Origin of the sequence: Rhizobium sp. N324 (assembly GCF_001664485.1) — a bacterium.
GTDB lineage: Bacteria > Pseudomonadota > Alphaproteobacteria > Rhizobiales > Rhizobiaceae > Rhizobium.
On sequence record NZ_CP013630.1, the window covers coordinates 2,083,583 to 2,101,774 of the forward strand.

20 protein-coding genes and 1 pseudogene are annotated in these 18,192 nt (G+C 59.6%); 13 read left to right on the plus strand and 8 right to left on the minus strand.

The window, feature by feature from the left end; translation table 11 throughout:
* The first annotated feature begins 30 nt into the window (after positions 1-30).
* The 6 genes from AMK05_RS10080 to clpA all read left to right on the plus strand — a co-directional run bounded on the left by AMK05_RS10080 (position 31) and on the right by clpA (position 5,908).
* Positions 31-816, plus strand: a complete 786-nt coding sequence (locus AMK05_RS10080; protein WP_064838333.1) for an alpha/beta fold hydrolase — start codon at positions 31-33, stop codon at positions 814-816.
* Positions 817-956: 140 nt separating this feature from the next.
* Positions 957-1,790 carry a serine O-acetyltransferase gene (gene cysE, locus AMK05_RS10085; protein WP_064838334.1) on the plus strand — a complete coding sequence of 278 codons (834 nt, stop codon included), beginning with the start codon at positions 957-959 and terminating at the stop codon, positions 1,788-1,790.
* A gap of 139 nt (positions 1,791-1,929) precedes the next feature.
* On the plus strand, positions 1,930-2,133 hold the full coding sequence (locus tag AMK05_RS10090; RefSeq protein ID WP_037094675.1) for a DUF3126 family protein: 204 nt from the start codon (positions 1,930-1,932) through the stop codon (positions 2,131-2,133).
* Between the two features lie 273 nt (positions 2,134-2,406).
* Positions 2,407-2,778, plus strand: a complete 372-nt coding sequence (locus tag AMK05_RS10095) for a phasin family protein (protein ID WP_064838335.1) — start codon at positions 2,407-2,409, stop codon at positions 2,776-2,778.
* 276 nt (positions 2,779-3,054) lie between these two features.
* On the plus strand, positions 3,055-3,405 hold the full coding sequence (gene clpS / locus AMK05_RS10100) for an ATP-dependent Clp protease adapter ClpS (RefSeq protein ID WP_003586692.1): 351 nt from the start codon (positions 3,055-3,057) through the stop codon (positions 3,403-3,405).
* Between the two features lie 10 nt (positions 3,406-3,415).
* Positions 3,416-5,908, plus strand: coding sequence for an ATP-dependent Clp protease ATP-binding subunit ClpA (clpA, locus tag AMK05_RS10105; protein ID WP_064838336.1), 2,493 nt, complete (start codon positions 3,416-3,418; stop codon positions 5,906-5,908).
* Positions 5,909-6,262: 354 nt separating this feature from the next.
* Here the strand turns inward: clpA and AMK05_RS35520 are convergent, their stop codons facing one another.
* From AMK05_RS35520 to AMK05_RS10125, 4 genes are read right to left on the minus strand one after another with little or no spacing between them, the layout of a single operon-like run.
* Entirely contained in the window at positions 6,263-6,589 is a 327-nt protein-coding gene (locus AMK05_RS35520) for a hypothetical protein (RefSeq protein ID WP_237352206.1), read from the minus strand.
* An 11-nt stretch (positions 6,590-6,600) separates the two neighbouring features.
* Entirely contained in the window at positions 6,601-7,365 is a 765-nt protein-coding gene (gene hpaI / locus AMK05_RS10115; protein WP_064838337.1) for a 4-hydroxy-2-oxoheptanedioate aldolase, read from the minus strand.
* A 7-nt stretch (positions 7,366-7,372) separates the two neighbouring features.
* Positions 7,373-8,155, minus strand: coding sequence for a 2-oxo-hept-4-ene-1,7-dioate hydratase (gene hpaH, locus AMK05_RS10120; protein WP_064838338.1), 783 nt, complete (start codon positions 8,153-8,155; stop codon positions 7,373-7,375).
* Positions 8,156-8,178: 23 nt separating this feature from the next.
* Positions 8,179-9,072: a dioxygenase family protein gene (locus tag AMK05_RS10125; RefSeq protein ID WP_064838339.1), complete on the minus strand. Its 894-nt coding sequence runs from the start codon at positions 9,070-9,072 to the stop codon at positions 8,179-8,181.
* 242 nt (positions 9,073-9,314) lie between these two features.
* On the opposite strand from AMK05_RS10125, the gene AMK05_RS10130 reads away from it, so the two are divergent.
* From AMK05_RS10130 to aroQ, 4 genes and pseudogenes are all read left to right on the plus strand, one after another.
* Entirely contained in the window at positions 9,315-10,052 is a 738-nt protein-coding gene (locus AMK05_RS10130) for a GntR family transcriptional regulator (RefSeq protein WP_064838340.1), read from the plus strand.
* The gene (locus AMK05_RS10135; RefSeq protein ID WP_064841329.1) at positions 10,052-10,873 is read left to right on the plus strand and encodes a sugar phosphate isomerase/epimerase family protein; all 822 of its coding nucleotides are present in this window, start codon (positions 10,052-10,054) and stop codon (positions 10,871-10,873) included. The genes AMK05_RS10130 and AMK05_RS10135 overlap by 1 nt, the downstream gene beginning before the upstream one ends.
* Before the next feature lie 184 nt (positions 10,874-11,057).
* Positions 11,058-11,373: pseudogene (locus tag AMK05_RS33215) on the plus strand (5-carboxymethyl-2-hydroxymuconate Delta-isomerase).
* A 31-nt stretch (positions 11,374-11,404) separates the two neighbouring features.
* Positions 11,405-11,854: a type II 3-dehydroquinate dehydratase gene (gene aroQ / locus AMK05_RS10145; protein ID WP_064838342.1), complete on the plus strand. Its 450-nt coding sequence runs from the start codon at positions 11,405-11,407 to the stop codon at positions 11,852-11,854.
* Positions 11,855-12,062: 208 nt separating this feature from the next.
* Here aroQ and AMK05_RS10150 read toward each other — a convergent pair whose 3' ends face one another.
* The 4 genes from AMK05_RS10150 to AMK05_RS10165 all read right to left on the minus strand — a co-directional run bounded on the left by AMK05_RS10150 (position 12,063) and on the right by AMK05_RS10165 (position 15,000).
* On the minus strand, positions 12,063-12,488 hold the full coding sequence (locus tag AMK05_RS10150) for an HIT family protein (RefSeq protein ID WP_064838343.1): 426 nt from the start codon (positions 12,486-12,488) through the stop codon (positions 12,063-12,065).
* Between the two features lie 57 nt (positions 12,489-12,545).
* On the minus strand, positions 12,546-13,736 hold the full coding sequence (locus AMK05_RS10155; protein ID WP_064838344.1) for a GNAT family N-acetyltransferase: 1,191 nt from the start codon (positions 13,734-13,736) through the stop codon (positions 12,546-12,548).
* 77 nt (positions 13,737-13,813) lie between these two features.
* Positions 13,814-14,533, minus strand: a complete 720-nt coding sequence (locus AMK05_RS10160; RefSeq protein WP_064838345.1) for a glycerophosphodiester phosphodiesterase — start codon at positions 14,531-14,533, stop codon at positions 13,814-13,816.
* Positions 14,530-15,000 carry a RidA family protein gene (locus AMK05_RS10165; RefSeq protein ID WP_064838346.1) on the minus strand — a complete coding sequence of 157 codons (471 nt, stop codon included), beginning with the start codon at positions 14,998-15,000 and terminating at the stop codon, positions 14,530-14,532. Before AMK05_RS10165 ends, AMK05_RS10160 begins: the two co-directional genes overlap by 4 nt.
* 136 nt (positions 15,001-15,136) lie before the next feature.
* On the opposite strand from AMK05_RS10165, the gene AMK05_RS10170 reads away from it, so the two are divergent.
* From AMK05_RS10170 to tsf, 3 genes are all read left to right on the plus strand, one after another.
* Positions 15,137-15,973: a cell envelope integrity EipB family protein gene (locus AMK05_RS10170; protein WP_064838347.1), complete on the plus strand. Its 837-nt coding sequence runs from the start codon at positions 15,137-15,139 to the stop codon at positions 15,971-15,973.
* 272 nt (positions 15,974-16,245) lie between these two features.
* Positions 16,246-17,013, plus strand: coding sequence for a 30S ribosomal protein S2 (gene rpsB, locus AMK05_RS10175; RefSeq protein WP_003559062.1), 768 nt, complete (start codon positions 16,246-16,248; stop codon positions 17,011-17,013).
* Positions 17,014-17,251: 238 nt separating this feature from the next.
* Positions 17,252-18,178 (plus strand): translation elongation factor Ts, encoded by a 927-nt coding sequence (gene tsf / locus AMK05_RS10180; RefSeq protein WP_003586678.1) that lies wholly within the window; start codon positions 17,252-17,254, stop codon positions 18,176-18,178.
* Positions 18,179-18,192: the final 14 nt, after the last annotated feature.

An 18,192-nucleotide genomic window follows, 5' to 3' on the forward strand; every position in this document is an offset into this window, starting at 1 on the left:
CGATTATGGTCGCGCCAAAAGGAAGACCCGATGAACCTGAACACGCCTGCATTTTCAAGCTTCACCCATGACGGATTGCAGCTCGCCTTCTTCGACGAGGGCGATCCGGCCGGCGTGCCCGTCCTGTTGATCCACGGTTTTGCCTCGACCGCAAACGTCAACTGGGTGCATCCGGGCTGGCTGAAGACGCTGGGGGATGCCGGCTACCGGGTAATCGCCATCGACAATCGCGGCCACGGCGCAAGCGACAAGCCGCACGACACTGAGGCCTACCGTCCATGGGTAATGGCAGGCGATGCGATCGCGCTTCTCGACCATCTCGGCATTCCGGAAGCCAATGTCATGGGCTATTCGATGGGCGCGCGCATTTCCGTCTTTGCCGCCCTTGCCAATCCGCATCGTGTCAGTTCGCTGGTGCTCGGCGGCCTCGGTATCGGCATGACCGACGGCGTCGGCGACTGGGACCCGATCGCCGATGCACTGCTTGCTCCTTCGCTCGATGACGTCAGGCATGAGCGCGGCCGGATGTTCCGCGCCTTCGCCGAGCAGACAAAGAGCGATCGCGTCGCCCTTGCTGATTGTATCCGCGGCTCGCGCGATCTCGTCGCCCGCTCGGATATGGCAAGGCTCGACATGCCGGCGCTGATCGGCGTCGGCACGAAAGACGATATCGCCGGTTCGCCGCAGGAATTGGCGGCGCTCATGCCCAATGCCGAAGCGCTCGATATTCCGGGCCGCGATCACATGCTCGCCGTCGGCGACAGGGTTTTCAAGCAGGCGGTGCTGGCCTTCTACGCGAAGGTCGCCAGTGGGTGACATCGGCGGTGACATCATCGTGATGCCGACAACCCATGCTAAAAAACCATGGCGATAGCACCCATTTATGTTATTGCCGTTTTCCACTATATATTGGCATTCCGAAAACGGCATTCCTGTTGGCAACGAGGAGAGCGGCGATGGTCGCCAAGACTGACATTCGTGCTTTTGAGACAGGCCATCCGCTGAAGGTGATGGATCCCATCTGGGACAGCCTGCGCGAGGAAGCCCGGCTCGCCGCCGAACGGGATCCGGTTCTCGCCGCCTTCCTCTACTCGACGGTGATCAACTACCATTCGCTCGAGGAATGCGTCATCCATCGCATCTGCGAACGTCTCGATCACCCCGACATGCAGGCGAACCTGCTTCGCCAGACTTTCGAGGAAATGCTGTTCGATTGGCCGGAATGGAGCTCCATTCTGCGCGTCGATATCCAGGCCATCTACGACCGCGATCCCGCCTGCCTGCGCTTCATGGAGGCCGTGCTCTATTTCAAGGGCTTCCATGCGCTGCAGACGCATCGTCTCGCCCATTGGCTGCTGAACCGTGGCCGGCGAGATTTCGCGCTCTATCTGCAGAGCCGCTCCTCCAGCGTCTTCCAGACCGATATCAATCCGGCCGCCCGTATCGGCAAGGGCATCTTCCTCGATCACGCCACCGGCCTCGTCGTCGGTGAGACGGCTGTTATCGGCGACAATGTCTCGATCCTGCACAACGTCACGCTCGGCGGCACCGGCAAAGAGGGGGCCGACCGCCATCCGAAGATCGGCAGCGGCGTCATGATCGGCGCCGGCGCTAAGATCCTCGGCAATATCGAGATCGGCTACTGCTCACGCATCGCCGCCGGCTCCGTCGTCTTGAAGGCGGTGCCGCCGAAGAAGACCGTCGCCGGCGTGCCGGCCAAGGTCGTCGGCGAGGCCGGGTGTTCCGAGCCGTCGCGCAACATGGACCAGGTGATCGGCGCCGATATCTGAGGGGCTGCCGGAAAAGGATCGGGAAAAATCGGCGGGCCCCAGGTGGGGACGGAAATTGCCAAGTGGCAACCTTGCCTTTACACCGCTGCTTTTCCTGTGCAAGAAGCGGCCAATCAAGACCGTTTACGGAGATGACAGAGTGAAGCCAGAAGAAATCAAGAAGCTCGACGCCTATTTCAAACGCATGCTCAACCCGCAGATCGTCGTCAAGGCGCGTCCGCGCAAGAATGATTCTGCGGAAGTCTATCTCGGCGAAGAATTTCTGGGCGTCGTCTATATCGATGACGAGGACGGCGACCGCTCCTACAACTTTTCGATGGCGATCCTCGACGTCGATCTCTGATCACGCTCGAACGCTTTCAAAGGACCGAACGGCGCGATCCGTTCGGTCCTTTTCCATTTTCTGGGCTCGGGCCGAAAATTTATTTAAAGCTTCCGGTTGCGCTGATCTGATATATATTAGCAAAATCAGTTAAAGACGTACGTGCCCCGGCGCGCATCCTTTGTTTTATTATTGTAACGCAACCCTTGGGTGTTTTGCAACGCACAAGACTACTTGACTATTTGTGCGTTGCAGCTACCCTGCCGCCATCCCACAGCCCAACGGAGGACGGTCATGTTCAACTTTGACGATGCAAACAGGAAGAGCAAGGAAGCTGTCGATACGGCGCTGAGAACCTATTCCGATACGACCAGGGGCTTCCAGGCGATTGCCGCCGAAGCTGCTGACTATTCGAAGAAATCCTTTCAGGACGCGGTGACGCATTTCGAAACGCTGGCCGGCGTCAAGAGCTTCGAGGCCGCTTTCGAACTTCAGACCAATTACGTCAAATCCTATTTCGAAGGTCTCGTTTCCGAGACGACGAAGCTTAGCGAGATGTATGCCGATCTCGCCAAATCCGCTTACAAGCCCTATGAAGCGCCGATCGCCGCTGCCGTCGCCAAGACCGCCAGGCAGGCGCAGCCTTCCACACCAGCCGCTGCATGAATTGATTGCGACGGCGCAACCTGCGCTACATATTGAAATTTAGAGACCGGCTACGCATCTGTGGCCGGTCTTTTTGTTTCTACTTTCGCTGCAACGCCTCCAATGGGATCGCCGGGGACTTTTTTGGTCTTTCCCGTGCATGCCCGCCATTTCTTGATTGCAGTGACTGACAGGGGGCTTAAAATCGGCCTATTATGAACTAAGTTAGTGTTTCAGATATTCGGCGGGAAAAGCACCCTCCCATGCTCCGCCGGATTGCTTGAGGAATGAATGACAATGATCGCAAAGCCGATCCGGATGCAGAACGACAGCGATAGGAACGGGGAGAACGGAAATCGAACCTCGGTCATCACACGCACCAAGCCGAAGACCAAGAAGCCCAATCTCTACCGCGTGCTGCTTTTGAATGACGACTACACGCCCATGGAATTCGTCATCCATATTCTGGAGCGTTTTTTTCAAAAGGATCGTGAAAGTGCCACCCGCATCATGCTCCATGTCCATAACCACGGCGTCGGCGAATGCGGAATATTCACATACGAGGTAGCGGAAACGAAGGTCAGCCAGGTGATGGACTTCGCCCGGCAGCACCAGCATCCGCTGCAATGCGTCATGGAAAAGAAGTGAGGATCTGAACGTGCCAACATTTTCGCCTAGTTTAGAGAAGGCGCTCCATCAGGCACTGACCTTTGCCAACGAGCGGCATCACGAATATGCGACGCTCGAGCATCTGCTGCTCGCCCTGATCGACGATGCCGATGCGGCCGCGGTCATGGGCGCCTGCAATGTCGATCTCGACGTGCTGCGCAAGACGCTCGTCGAATATGTCGATAATGAACTCTCCAATCTGATCACCGGGTATGACGAGGATTCGAAGCCGACCTCCGGCTTCCAGCGTGTCATCCAGCGTGCCGTCATCCATGTGCAGTCGTCCGGACGTGAAGAAGTGACCGGCGCCAACGTGCTCGTCGCGATCTTCGCCGAGCGGGAAAGCCATGCCGCCTATTTCCTGCAGGAGCAGGAGATGACCCGCTACGACGCCGTCAATTATATCTCCCACGGCATCGGCAAGCGCCCGGGCGCTTCGGAAGCGCGCCCCCCGCGCGGCGCCGAGGAGGAAGCCGAGAGCAGCAAGCCAACCGCCCGCGGCGGTGAGGAAGAGGGCGGCCCCAAGAAGCAGCAGGATGCGCTCAAGGCCTATTGCGTCAATCTCAACGAGAAGGCCAAGGGCGGCAAGATCGACCCGCTGATCGGCCGTCACGCCGAGGTAAGCCGCACCATCCAGATCCTGTGCCGCCGTTCGAAGAACAATCCGCTCTATGTCGGTGATCCCGGCGTTGGCAAGACGGCGATCGCCGAAGGCCTGGCCAAGCGCATCGTCGAAGGCAAGGTTCCCGAAGCGCTCGCCGATGCGACGATCTTCTCGCTCGACATGGGCACGCTGCTTGCCGGCACGCGCTACCGTGGCGATTTCGAGGAGCGCCTGAAGCAGGTCGTCAAGGAACTGGAAGAATATCCGGGTGCGGTGCTGTTCATCGACGAAATCCACACGGTGATCGGTGCGGGCGCCACCTCAGGCGGCGCGATGGATGCATCGAACCTCTTGAAGCCGGCTCTGTCATCTGGCGCGATCCGCTGCATCGGTTCGACCACCTACAAGGAATACCGTCAGTTCTTCGAAAAGGATCGAGCGCTGGTCCGCCGGTTCCAGAAGATCGACGTCAGCGAGCCGTCGATCGATGATGCGATCGAGATCATGAAGGGCTTGAAGCCCTATTTCGAGGAATACCACCATCTGCGTTATTCCAACGATGCCATCAAGTCGGCCGTCGAACTGTCGGCCCGCTACATCTCCGACCGCAAGCTGCCGGACAAGGCAATCGACGTGATCGACGAAACCGGTGCTGCCCAGATGCTGCTGCCGCCCTCGAAGCGCCGCAAGCTGATCACCGAAAAGGAGATCGAAGCGACGGTCGCGACGATGGCGCGCATTCCGCCGAAGACCGTGTCGAAGGACGACGAAGCGGTGCTTGCCAATCTCGAGCAGGAATTGCGGTCGGTCGTCTACGGCCAGGATATCGCCATCGAAGCCCTGTCGACCTCGATCAAGCTGGCGCGCGCCGGCCTGCGCGAGCCGAACAAGCCGATCGGCGCCTATGTCTTCTCCGGTCCGACCGGCGTCGGCAAGACCGAGGTGGCAAAGCAACTGGCCTCGTCGCTCGGCGTCGAGCTGCTGCGCTTCGACATGTCAGAATATATGGAGCGCCACACGGTCTCGCGTCTGCTCGGCGCACCTCCCGGCTATGTCGGTTTCGACCAGGGCGGTCTTCTCACAGATGGCGTCGACCAGCATCCGCATTGCGTGGTCCTGCTCGACGAAATCGAGAAGGCGCATCCGGATATCTACAATATCCTGCTTCAGGTCATGGACCACGGCACGCTGACCGACCATAACGGCAAGAAGATCGACTTCCGCAACGTCATCCTGATCATGACGACGAATGCGGGCGCGTCCGAAATGGCCAAGGCGGCGATCGGCTTCGGCTCGTCAAAACGCACCGGCGAGGACGAGGAGGCGCTCACCCGCCTGTTCACGCCGGAATTCCGCAACCGTCTCGATGCGATCATTCCCTTCGCGGCGCTGCCGACGGCCGTCATTCACAAGGTCGTGCAGAAGTTCATCATGCAGCTGGAGGCCCAGCTTTCCGAAAGGAACGTCACCTTCGACCTGCATGAGGATGCGATCGCCTGGCTGTCGGAAAAGGGTTACGACGAGAAGATGGGCGCCCGCCCGCTGGCCCGCGTGATCCAGGACACGATCAAGAAGCCGCTTGCCAACGAAATCCTCTTCGGCAAGCTGAAGAAGGGCGGCGTCGTCAACGTCACCGTCGGTCCGAAGGAAGACGGCAAGCCCGGCATCGTGCTGGAGGCCATCCCGGATACGGCGCCGATCAAGCCGAAGCCGGAAGCCGAAGTCGCTCATCCCGAAACCGACGGCGAGGGCGATGGCGAGCTGAAGACCAAGGCGGCGCCCAAGACCCGCGCCAAGACGGTCCCGCAGGCCGAGCCCGAGGTCCGTGACGCGCCCAAGAAGGGAAGCGCGGTTCCGAAGGTTCCGCGCAAGAAATGAGCTTTCGTCGTTGAACCGGAAAGGGCCGCGTCACTGCGGCCTTTTTGATTTTCGGCTCTAAATTATTGCACACGGAGCCCATTCGTATCACACGCCACGATCATTGGAGATCTTCTCCATCATCGTCACCGGTGCCGGATATGGGGCCACGCAAATGGCGTACAAAACCTGCGAAAAAAGCTGAGGCATGAACGGACGTTTTACGCACGGCGATCGTCTGGGGGATTACGGAGAATGCTCCTTCCACGAGCCGGAAGCCCGAAATGCGCCCCGAAGTTTGGATGAGATTCGGTCAATCCAGCAGCCGCGTCACACTGGGATCCGACAAGTTGGACACGCCGGAAGGACGAACTGTCAGGCACGAGATAGGTCGCTTTGACGGAGATGTATAGGGGGTGAGAAGGAGAAGCGGTCGGCTCTTGATGGATCCGAGGCAATGAAAGCGATGTCCCACTCATCGCCGTCTGCATCGGCAAGTATGCCGGCGGCCGAGCCGTACTGGATCAGAGAGAGGCCGCAATCCAACTGTTCGGCGATCTTGTGGGCTACCTGGGCGACGGGACCGACCAAGGCGCCCGCCTCATCGTCCCATCGGACCAACGCCGCATTTGACATATTGACGGGGGCCTTGATCGCGCCGGTCGGCGCTATCTCAGCCAAAATCTGCTTCCGCGTCGACATCTTCGAATTCCCTAAGATGCGAACCTGGCCGCGAGTGCCTCGGATCCTCTTGCAAGTAGGGCCACGTCCACACCGACTGCGGTAAACAGCGTCCCCAGCGAAATGCAGCGGGCTGCGAACTTCTCGTCGGAGGTGAGTATGCCCGTCGGCCTTCCAAGCGCCTTCAAGCGCCTTATCGCGTCCTCGATCGCCACAACTACTTCAGGGTGGCCCGGTTGACCAGGATGGCCAAAGCTCGCCGCGAGATCAGCCGGGCCGATGAAGATGCCGTCCACTCCTTCGACAGCGGCGATAGACTCGAGATGATCGAGCGCTTCCCGGGTCTCGATTTGAAGAAGAAGGCACATCTCCTGGTCCGCGATCCGTGCGTAGTTCGAAACGCGCCCGAAACGGGTCGCACGCGTCAACGCGGAGACACCGCGAATCCCGCGCGGCGGATACCGTATCGCTGCTACGGCGGCCATCGCCTCCTCTTCATTCTGCACATATGGAACGAGTAGCGTCTGTACGCCGACGTCCAGGAACCGCTTGATCAGCACAGGGTCGTTGAAGGCAGGGCGCACAACGGGAGAAACTTTATAGGGCGCGACCGCCTGCAATTGAGGCAGGACGGTGAGGACGTCGCTGGGAGAGTGCTCGGTGTCGAACAGCAACCAGTCGAAGCCTGCCGGCGCCACGATTTCCGCTGCGTAGCTTCCCGGAAGGCCGCACCATAGACCAATCTGGCTCTGCCCAGCCAGAAGCTTTCGTTTAAAGTGATTGACGGGGAGTTCCATCGCCACCTCACACGAACGAAACGCCGATGGAGCCGATCGGCCCGTAATCGGCCTGGATGACATCGCCCTTGGCGATATCCACGGGGCGGGTAAACGATCCGGCAAGAACGATCTGGCCCTTCTTCAAGCCACCTCCCACAGCATGGAGCTTGTTCACGAGCCATGCGAGTCCAGCGGCTGGATGCCCCATGATGGCAGCGGAAACGCCCGACTCCTCGATGATGCCATTTTTCGAAAGCGTCGCGCCGACCCAGCGGATATCAACATCCATAGGCCGAACGATACGACCACCCACGATGATCGCTCCGAAAGCCGCGTTGTCGGCGATCGTGTCGGTGATCGCTCTTGGCACTTCGGTTCGATAGTCGATGATTTCGAGAGCTGGAACGACAAATTCGGTTGCCCTCATGACGTCATATATACGGGTGCTTGGACCTTCAAGATCCTCACCCATTACGAATGCGAGTTCGACTTCGAGACGAGGCTTGATGAACAGATTCGCTTTGATCTGCGCTCCATCGTTGAAGAGAGCGTCGTCGAGAATCACGCCGTAGTCGGGCTCCGTCATTTTCGAGGCCATCTGCATTGCTCGCGACGTCAGTCCGATCTTGTGGCCGACCATCCGCGCGCCCTTGGCAACCCGCGCCTGCGCCCAGAGCGCTTGTATATTGTAGGCGTCTTCGAGTTCCAGGTTCGGGTATGTCTTGCTTGGCTGGACGATTGGTTTGCGTTCGACTTCGGCCTTCAGCAGCGCGTCGGCTGCCTCCTGGCGTTCCTTTTCCGTGATCATGATTTTGGCTCTGTTGGGTTTCGCTATTTGATCGGAGGGCGCGGCAGGGTGGCCTCACCCGGCTCCATGACATAGGTGTAGTCGAGCGAGAACCACGGCCCTGAGATGTCCGCATCGGACGGGTGTGGCTCTTCATGTCGGACGAAGTCGCCGGTCAACGCCCCGGTCACGCCAAACTGCACGTCGGAGTCGATGTTCGGATCGCTCGGGTCGAAGACCTGCGAGATGAGTGTCTTGTATCCCTGCTTAAAGATGAGCGCGTGCAAATGGGCGGGTCGATGGGGGTGACGGCCTTGCGCGTTGAGAAGCCGACCTACGACCCCGTCGACAGGAATCGCATAGCCAACCATTTTGACCGTCCTGAACCAGAAGCGGCCCTCTTGGTCCGTGGTGAGCTTCCCACGGAGGTTCATTTCTGCCTGGTCGGGATCCTGGTTTTCGTAAAGACCGACAGGCGACGCATGCCACACGTCGACCTCGGCGCCTGTTACCGACTTGCCCTCCCGATCGATCACCTTCGCATGCACGAACAAAGGCGTGCCTGGAGTCTCGGACCGGATGATGGTTCCACCATTTTCGACTCGCGGAGAGTTAAGCCGCCAGAATGGTCCGAGCAACGATTGCGACGTCTCCGTCTGCCCCTTGTCACCGTTATTGAGCAGGCAGACGAGCGAAGAGACGCCGAGCGACCCTGCCATCAGCACGAACTCGTTGTGACTATCAGTCTGCAATCGGCCAATTTCGTTGAGGACAGCCGTGGCCTCGCGGAATTCAGCTTCCGAAAGCCTGACCTCCCGTACGAACGCGTGGAGATGCTTCACCACAGCAACGAGTATTTCACGCAGCCTGGGATCCTCGGTGCGGTTCATCACGGTGAGGACGGCAGGCGTCAACTCGCTCTCAGTTCTGATTGGCATGCTGCCACCTCCTCATCAGGCTCAAATACTGGAATAATCGATTATTTGTCAAGTTGAGGGGGCGCGACCCCGGCGGTGCGTTTTTCCTTTCCGCCTGCTGATGAGGAGTTAGAATATTGATTCTTAATATCAAAACTTTAAAGTCTGTGCATTTCCGGGAAATTAAGCCACTTTTGTCAGCAGAAAGTTGACGGAAATAATCGTTTATTATATCGATCATCGAAAGTTGGACCGGAGGAAAGATGGACTCGAGTGGCGACGGCGCCCGTGGCGCACCGACAGTAGAAGACGCGCCATCAGCTGCTTTCGCCGACGATGGAAAAAACACGATCGGCAGCCAGCTCGCATTGCGTCTTCGAGAGGCGATCATTTCCGGCGAACTGGAGGCGGGCAGCAAGATCAATCTCGACAAGGCGCGAAAAACGTTCAACGTCAGCCTGAGCCCGTTGCGAGAAGGCTTGGCCCGACTCATTTCCGACGGGTTGGTTGAGTTTCAGGACAATCGCGGCTACCGCGTCGCGCCGATCTCGCTTGCCAATCTCGAAGAAGTTACGACCCTGCGGGAAGAGATCGAGGTCTTCGCGCTACGCGAATCTATTCGCGTCGGCGACGTCGAGTGGGAGGGCAACATCATGCGTGCGCTCCATCGTCTGAACCGCACTGAGCGCGATGCCGCCCGTCCCGAAACGCTGGAATACTGGGAAGGGCTGCACCGCGACTTCCACCTCACCTTAATCTCGGGCTGTGGCAAGCCCTTGCTTCTTCACTTCTGCAATCTTCTGCTGAATCTAAACGACCGATACCGCCGTGCCTTCCTTATCCGCACCTCCGGGGACCGCAATGTAGGTCAGGAACACAGCGAGATTGCGCAGGGCGCCGTGGCACGCGACGTTGAATATGCCTGCGAGAAGCTGCGACAGCACATCCACCGCACCGGAACCAATCTTCGAAACCACCTTGCGACGAAAGGTGTCGTATGATGGCCGTCTCAAGAGCAAAGTCGGCGGTCCCGATCGGCGTCGCGCACTTCTCGTCTATAATGCTGTCCCCCTCGGCGTTCGCAAAGATCGCCGGACGCGCAGGTTTCTCCAGGATCGGCCTAAGGCTCCATCCAGCCTTTCCCGGTGCACCCTACTATGAACTGCCTGTCGGTAGCACAGCAGCCGACGAGTTGAAGGCTGTGCTTGCCGGTGAAGAAGTAGAGGTCTTCGATATCGAGTTCTTCGTAATCGATCCCTCTTTCGACGCGTCGTCGGTAGAGGCGACCCTCGCCGCTGCAGCGAATATTGGAGCGCGTCGGCTCAGCGTCTGTGGTGACGATCCGGATCATGCCAGACTGTTATCGAACTTTTCGGATTTCTGCGCCCACGCGGGACGTTATGGGTTGGCGGTCGACATCGAAAACATGGGCTGGCGGGTGGTCAAAGCCTTTGAAGATAGCATCGACCTCGTGACAGGGGCGGCGATGGAGAATGCCGGCGTTCTCGTCGATGGCCTTCATTTCTTCAGGAACGGCGCGGCTCTGGCAGACTTGCGGGCCAACCTCGACAAGGTGAAACATGTTCAACTATGCGACGTAGCCGGTCAGGCGCCGACAACGCCGGAGGAAATGATCGCGGAAGCAAGAAGCGGCCGACTGCCTCCAGGCGAGGGGGAGCTGCCGCTGGGCGATTTGGTCGCTGCGGTCGGCACCGCCGCTTCCATCTCGGTGGAGGTGCCTCTGGTCGGATCCATGGCGCCGGAGGTACACCTTAAACATCTCTTCAGCTGCGCGGAAAGAATGGTCAGACCAGATCGATAGTCCGGCGCGGATGCAAATGATCCGCACCGGAAGGAGGAAATCATGCATGGGTTAGACATTCGATTTTGTGCGGTCTTTGACCGCGCCCCGGAGTTGCTTTGAGGTTCGGCGAGATACTAGCCCATCACTGATCCGGTAGAGCTGTCAAAATGGACAACAACCGGGCGCTGCCGAACGCGTCGTTATTGACGAGCTGACCAGAGCCGGGCATCGCCGAGTCCGTGACGGGGGCTTGGTCAAGCCTACTATAGTTCGCACATTTGCCAGAGAAGCGATTTTCTCCTGCGTCGGTAACGAACATGCCGACAATCACTTCATTCAAATAATCGTGCGCATGGCTCCCGGACGACCGGCGGAAACCAAACGAGAGCTGTTGAAAGCGGTTCTCGACGCAGCGCACGATGTCGCAGCCCCCGCATTGCAGGAAGGGCGGCTGGGGCTTCACCCCGATCTCTACGAGTCCGATGAATTTCGCATTCCAGGAAATAGCATTCGCCTGAACTCGTCGGCACTTTCACAAGGATAATTGCAATGAGCCTAATCTATGTTCTCAACGGCCCAAACCTCAACTTACTGGGCAAGCGCCAGCCTCAAATCTACGGCCACGAGACGTTGGCCGACGTCGAGGCCGCCTGCCGGAGGCTGGCATCGGAACTCGGACACGAACTCCGCTTCCACCAGAGCAACCGCGAATACGAACTCATCGACTGGATCCATGAAGCGCGTGAGAATGGAGGCGGCATCGTGATCAATCCAGCTGCATTCACGCACACGTCGCTTGCTATCCTCGACGCTCTGAATACCTTCGAAGGACCCGTCATCGAGATCCATATCTCCAACGTGCATAAGCGCGAAAGCTTCCGCCATCATTCCTTTGTCTCCCACCGGGCGGACGGCGTAATCGCCGGCCTTGGAACGGAAGGCTACCAGCTCGGTATACGGCGCGTCGCAACAATGCTAAAGACCACGAAGAACGACTGAAGCCCTTCGTCCGGAAGCGCATTGACGTCGAAACCAAGGGTCCCTCCTTCCTCAGATGCGGCAGTTCTGCAAGGTCATACGAGGCCACGAAGAGCCGCTGGTCAGCGGACGAGAGGGATGGGAAAGCCTGAAGGTAATCGATGCCGTTAAACGGTCCGCAACGACGCTCCAGTGCGTTGCGCTACCCTGAAACACGTCACGTGCTACCCTACGCCAGTGCCGCCCGGAGCTTTTCGGCATGGGCGGCAAGCACGGCGCTGTCCTCCATCTTGCCGGAGTGCGGCTTGAGTGCGGTGCCCTCATGGCGCGGGATGACGTGGAAGTGCAGATGAAAGACCGTCTGCCCGGCGGCCGGTTCGTTGAACTGGGCGATGAACACGCCGTCGGCGTCGAAGACGTCCTTGACCGCATTGGCGACCTTCTGGACGACGCCAATGGCATGGGTGAGGGTGGCGGGATCGGCGTCAAGAATATTGCGCGACGCTGCTTTCGGAACGACCAGCACATGGCCTGGCGCCTGCGGCATCACATCCATGAAGGCGACGGTATGCTGGTCTTCATAGATCCGGTGCGAGGGAATTTCGCCGCGCAGGATCTTGGCGAAGATATTGTTGTCGTCATAGGCGCTGGTCATCGCGAAATCTCCTCTTCGTGCAGTCGTTGATCGGGTAACGCGGCCGGCAGGGCGGCGTCAATCCTCCTGCTGGCGCTCGCCCTTGCGGAACGGGCTGTGCTCGACGAGCAGTTCGCTCATCTGTTCGACATCGGCGCGCTCGCGGGCGAGATAATCGCCGATCGCCCGGCGAAGGCCGGCATGGGCGACATAATGGGCCGAATGCGTCGTCACCGGCAGGTAGCCGCGCGCGAGCTTATGTTCGCCCTGGGCACCGGCTTCGACCCGCTTCAACCCTTTCGATAGGGCGAAGTCGATCGCCTGGTGATAGCAGACTTCGAAATGCAGGAAGGGATGATCCTCGATGCAGCCCCAGTGACGGCCATAGAGCGTATCGCCGCCGATGAAGTTGATCGCACCGGCGATATAGCGCCCGTCGCGCTTGGCCATGACCAGCAGGATGTCGTCGGCCATGCGCTCGCCGATCAGCGAGTAGAACTTGCGGGTGAGGTAGGGACGGCCCCATTTGCGCCCGCCGGTATCCATGTAGAATTTGAAGAACTGATCCCAGATGCGTTCGGTCAGGTCGCTGCCGGTCAGCCAGTCGATGCTGATGCCGTTTTCCAGCGCGGCGCGGCGCTCCTTGCGCAACGCCTTGCGTTTGCGCGAAGCAAGCGTTTCGAGAAACTGCTCGTGATTGGCATAGCCGTCATTGATGAAATGGAACTGCTGGTCGGTGCGGTGCAGATAGCCGTCCATCTCGAAGACGCCGATCTCCTCATCCGGCACGAAGGTGATATGGGCCGAGGAGACGCCGAGCCGGCGCACGACCTCCTTCAGGCTTTCGGCAATCGCGCTTTGGACAGGCAGCCGCGGCAAGTCCTCGGCGACGAGAAGGCGCGGGCCTGTCGCCGGCGTGAACGGAATGGAACACTGAAGTTTGGGGTAATAATGCCCGCCGGCTCGCTCGAAGGCATCGGCCCAGCCGTGATCGAAGACATATTCGCCCCGGCTGTGGTTTTTGAGATAGCCGGGCAGGGCGCCGATCAGTTCGCCGCGATCGGTCTCGAGCAGCAGGTGGTGGCCGAGCCAGCCGGTCTCGGCATCGGCAGAACCGGACTCCTCAAGCGACGATAAAAAGGCGTGTGAAACGAAGGGGTTGTAGGCAAGCGTCGTGCCGCTCTTCGACGCCCCGGCAAGCCTGGCCCAGCTCTCCGGGGAAATCGCAGTGAAGGAGCGTTCTACGCGAATGGTGAGGTCATCGGTCATGGGGCGGATGCGAAGCCTGTGGGCGGGCGGTTTCGGCTTTCCTCAATCTGCGCATGATCTTGGCCAAAAAGCGAGCGTCAAACCGCCACACGCGGGTCGAAGCCTTCGAAGGTCATCTGGTCCGCATTGGCGAAGGTCCGTCGGCGCGCCTCCTCGTCGCGCACCGTCCAGGTGATGACGGGAATACCCTTTTCGCGTTCGCCTGATATGAAGGCATTCGGCAGGTCGTCATAATAATAGGAGATGAAATCGAGACCGATCTCCATCGCCTTGGCATGCGTGGCGAATTGCTCCGGCGTGTTGCCATTGGCGGTCAGCCCGAGGGGGTAGGGTGCGCCAAGCGCCTTCAGATCGCGCAGCAGCCAGTGGTCGAAGCTCATCAGCGCCACCTTGCCCTCATAGGCCTCAAGCACCTCGAGCACGGCTTCGGCGAAACCCTCGTCGTCAGCCTCGCGGCCCTTGAGCTCCAGCACCAGCGGCACCCTGCCCTGCACGAGATCGAGGAGCTGGCTGAGTGTCGGCACCTTGTCTCCAGTGCCGCCGACAGCGATCAGTCCGAGCTCCCGGGAGGTGCGCTCGCGGATGTCGCCGGGGAGATTGCAGAGTCGCTGCAGGTCCTCGTCGTGAAAGACGACCGGCACGCCGTCGGAGGCGTAATGCAGATCGCATTCGATCGCAAAGCCCGCTTCGACTGCGCGCGAGAAGGCCGAGAGCGTATTTTCCCAGACGAGTTTGTTGAGGTCGTGATAGCCGCGATGGGCGACCGGCACATCCCGGATCCAGGCAGCATTGGTCATTCTGCGATTTCCATGATAGCATCGATCTCGACGGCGGCGTTCAGCGGCAGGGCGGCCATGCCGACGGCGGCGCGCGCATGTTTGCCGGCCTCGCCGAGCACGCCGGCAATCAGGTTCGAAGCGCCGTTGATGACGAGATGCTGCTCGATGAAATCGGGCGCCGAGGCGACGAAGCCGTTCAGCTTGATGACGCGTCGGATACGGCCGAGATCGCCGCCAAGTGCTGCCTTTGCCTGGGCAAGGATGTTGATGGCGCAGAGTTCGGCGCCGCGCTGGCCCGCGCCAACGTCGACCGTCTTGCCGAGATGGCCGGAGACGGCGATCTTGCCGCCTTCGAGCGGCAGCTGGCCGGAGATATAGAGAAGATTGCCGCTGATGACGTAGGGAACGTAATTTGCAGCAGGGGCTGCGGCTTCGGGCAGGGTTATCCCCATCTCAGTCAGGCGCTTTGCAATTTCATCGGACATTTTCGTCTCCACTTTTGTTGTCAATTCTTCAAAAATTATGCATCAAGACTAGAATCTTTAATATGACAGGTTCGAGCCTCGATTTGGCCGAAAGCGTTCTTATAACATCGCGACCGAGTCCAACAGGAGTTAATGAATGTTCCGATCAGGTCTTGTCGCTCTGCTTCTCGCCAGCGTTTCCGCCAATGCATGGGCGGCTGCGCCCGCGGTAAGCGCTGCGATCGCGACCGGCCTCGTCGCACATCGCGCGGTCTACGATCTGGAACTCAAGGATGCTTCGGACCGCTCCGGCATCTCCGGCATGTACGGTCGCATGGTCTATGAGTTCGACGGCAGCTATTGCCAGGGCTTCACCACCAACTTCCGCTTCGTGACGCAGATCGACACCGGCGACAGTGTGCGCGTCAGCGACCAGCAGACCAAGACCTTCGAGAACCTCAAAGACGGCAAGTTCACCTTCGACACCAAATCCTTCACCGACGAACAGCTCGACAAGGAGGTCAACGGTGCGGCTCAGGATCAGCCGGATGGCGTCAAGGTTGCTCTCAAGCAGCCGTCGAGCCGCGAACTGCAGCTTGCCGAAAGCCGGTTCCCGACCGAACATATGCTCGACGTGATTCAGAACGCCAAGGCCGGCAAGCGCTTCTTCGAGGCTCGCGTCTTCGACGGCTCCGACGACGGCGACAAGTCGCTGGTGACGACGACGATCGTCGGTAAGCAGGAGACGCCGGTTGCCGAGGAGGCCGATGCCGGCAATGCCGGCGCTTTCTCCAAGACGGCCTTCTGGCCGGTGACGATCGCCTATTTCAACGAAAATGCGAAATCGGACGCCTTGCCGGTCTACCGCATGTCGTTCAAGCTCTATGAGAACGGCATCACCCGCGACCTGACGATGGATTACGGCGATTTCGTTCTGACCGGAAAACTCGCCAAGCTCGAACTGCTCGACCGCAAGGCCGAGGCCTGCAAGTAGGGAAGCTGCGACACGCGCTTCGATGGCTGAGCGCGGCATTCGCAAGCCAACCATCCAGCTCTTCATTATCCCATATCTCTGGCCGCCAGGCGAATTCCGGGATTTTTCTGCGTAAGCCTTGCTTTTGCGTCAAATCGAATGTATGGGCAGCGGCATTCCACACGTAAGGCATGGGATTGTCCGGGAGAAATCCGGATCGTTCCGCCCGGTGGCATCTTCGAAGAGGATGCTGTTCGCCTTGCGGAGGTTCAACCGGAAAAGGATACAAAGGCATGGCATTGCCCGATTTCTCTATGCGTCAGCTTCTCGAAGCAGGCGTCCACTTCGGCCACCAGACGCACCGCTGGAACCCGAAGATGAAGCCGTACATCTTCGGCGATCGTAACAACATCCACATCATCGACCTGGCTCAGACCGTTCCGATGCTGTCGCGCGCCCTGCAGGTCGTCAGCGACACCGTTGCCCGCGGCGGCCGCGTTCTCTTCGTCGGCACCAAGCGCCAGGCGTCCGAGATCATCGCCGACAGCGCCAAGCGTTCGGCCCAGTACTACGTCAACTCGCGCTGGCTCGGCGGCATGATGACGAACTGGAAGACGATCTCCAACTCGATCCAGCGCTTGCGCAAGCTCGATGAGATCCTCAACGGCGAAGCCCAGGGCTTCACCAAGAAGGAACGCCTGAACCTCGAGCGCGAGCGCGAAAAGCTCGACAAGGCTCTCGGCGGTATCCGCGATATGGGCGGCACGCCGGACCTGATGTTCATCATCGATACCAACAAGGAAAAGATCGCGATCGACGAAGCCAAGCGCCTCGGCATCCCGGTCGTCGCCATTATCGATTCGAACTGCGATCCGGACCTGATCGACTATCCGATCCCGGGCAACGACGACGCATCGCGCGCCATCGCTCTGTATTGCGAACTGATCTCCCGCGCTGCCATCGACGGCATCGCCCGTCAGCAGGGCTCTTCCGGCCGCGATCTCGGCGCGTCCTCCGAGCTTCCGGTTGAACCGGCGCTCGAAGAAGCAGCCGAAGGCTGATGAAAGCCGGCGGAGCGAAGGTTCCGCCAAAGCTTGCATGACTGGAAAGGCCGCTCGCGACTCATCGAAGTTCGGCGGCCTTGCCTGTTTCATGGCGGGGGCATCAGGCTCTTTGCCAGATAAGTTTCGTTATGACGCGTCTTCATCACGCTGTCATACATACAGGTACATTTCGTGCCTCAATCCGGTGCCGCGCCGCGCTTTGCGGCCCACCGTATGAACCGACAAGAGGAAGCTAATGAGCGAGATTACGGCTGCAATGGTGAAGGAACTGCGCGAAAAGACCGGCGCAGGCATGATGGACTGCAAGAAGGCTCTTGCTGAGACCGGCGGCGACATGGAAGCCGCGATCGACTGGCTGCGCGCCAAGGGCATCGCCAAGGCCGACAAGAAGTCGGGCCGCACCGCCGCCGAAGGCCTCATCGGCGTTTCGAGCCAGGGCACCAAGGCCGTTGTCGTCGAAGTCAATTCCGAAACCGACTTCGTCGCCCGCAACGATGCCTTCCAGGATCTCGTCCGCGGCATTGCCAAGGTCGCCGTCTCCACAAACGGCACCGTCGACGCCGTTGCGGCTGCGACATACCCGGCATCCGGCAAGTCCGTTTCCGACACGATCAAGGACGCGATCGCAACGATCGGCGAGAACATGAACCTGCGCCGCTCGGTTGCGCTCTCCGTCGAGGACGGCGTCGTCGCCACCTATATCCACAATGCCGTTTCCGACGGCCTCGGCAAGCTCGGCGTTCTCGTCGCGCTGAAGTCGACCGGCGACAAGGAGGCTCTGAACGCGATCGGCCGCCAGGTTGCCATGCACATCGCCGCGACCGCACCGCTGGCGATCCGCCCTGAGGAAGTCGATGCCGCCGTCGCCGAGCGCGAGCGCAACGTCTTCATCGAGCAGTCGCGCGCCTCCGGCAAGCCGGACAACATCATCGAGAAGATGGTTGACGGCCGCATGCGCAAGTTCTTCGAGGAAGTCGCTCTTCTCTCGCAGGCTTTCGTCATCAATCCGGATCTGACCGTCGCAGCCGCCGTCAAGGAAGCTGAAAAGGCCGTTGGTGCGCCGATCGAAGTCGCCGGCATGGCCCGCCTTCTGCTCGGCGAAGGCGTCGAGAAGGAAGAGACCGATTTCGCAGCCGAAGTCGCGGCTGCCGTCAAGGGTTGATCTTCCAGCCATAA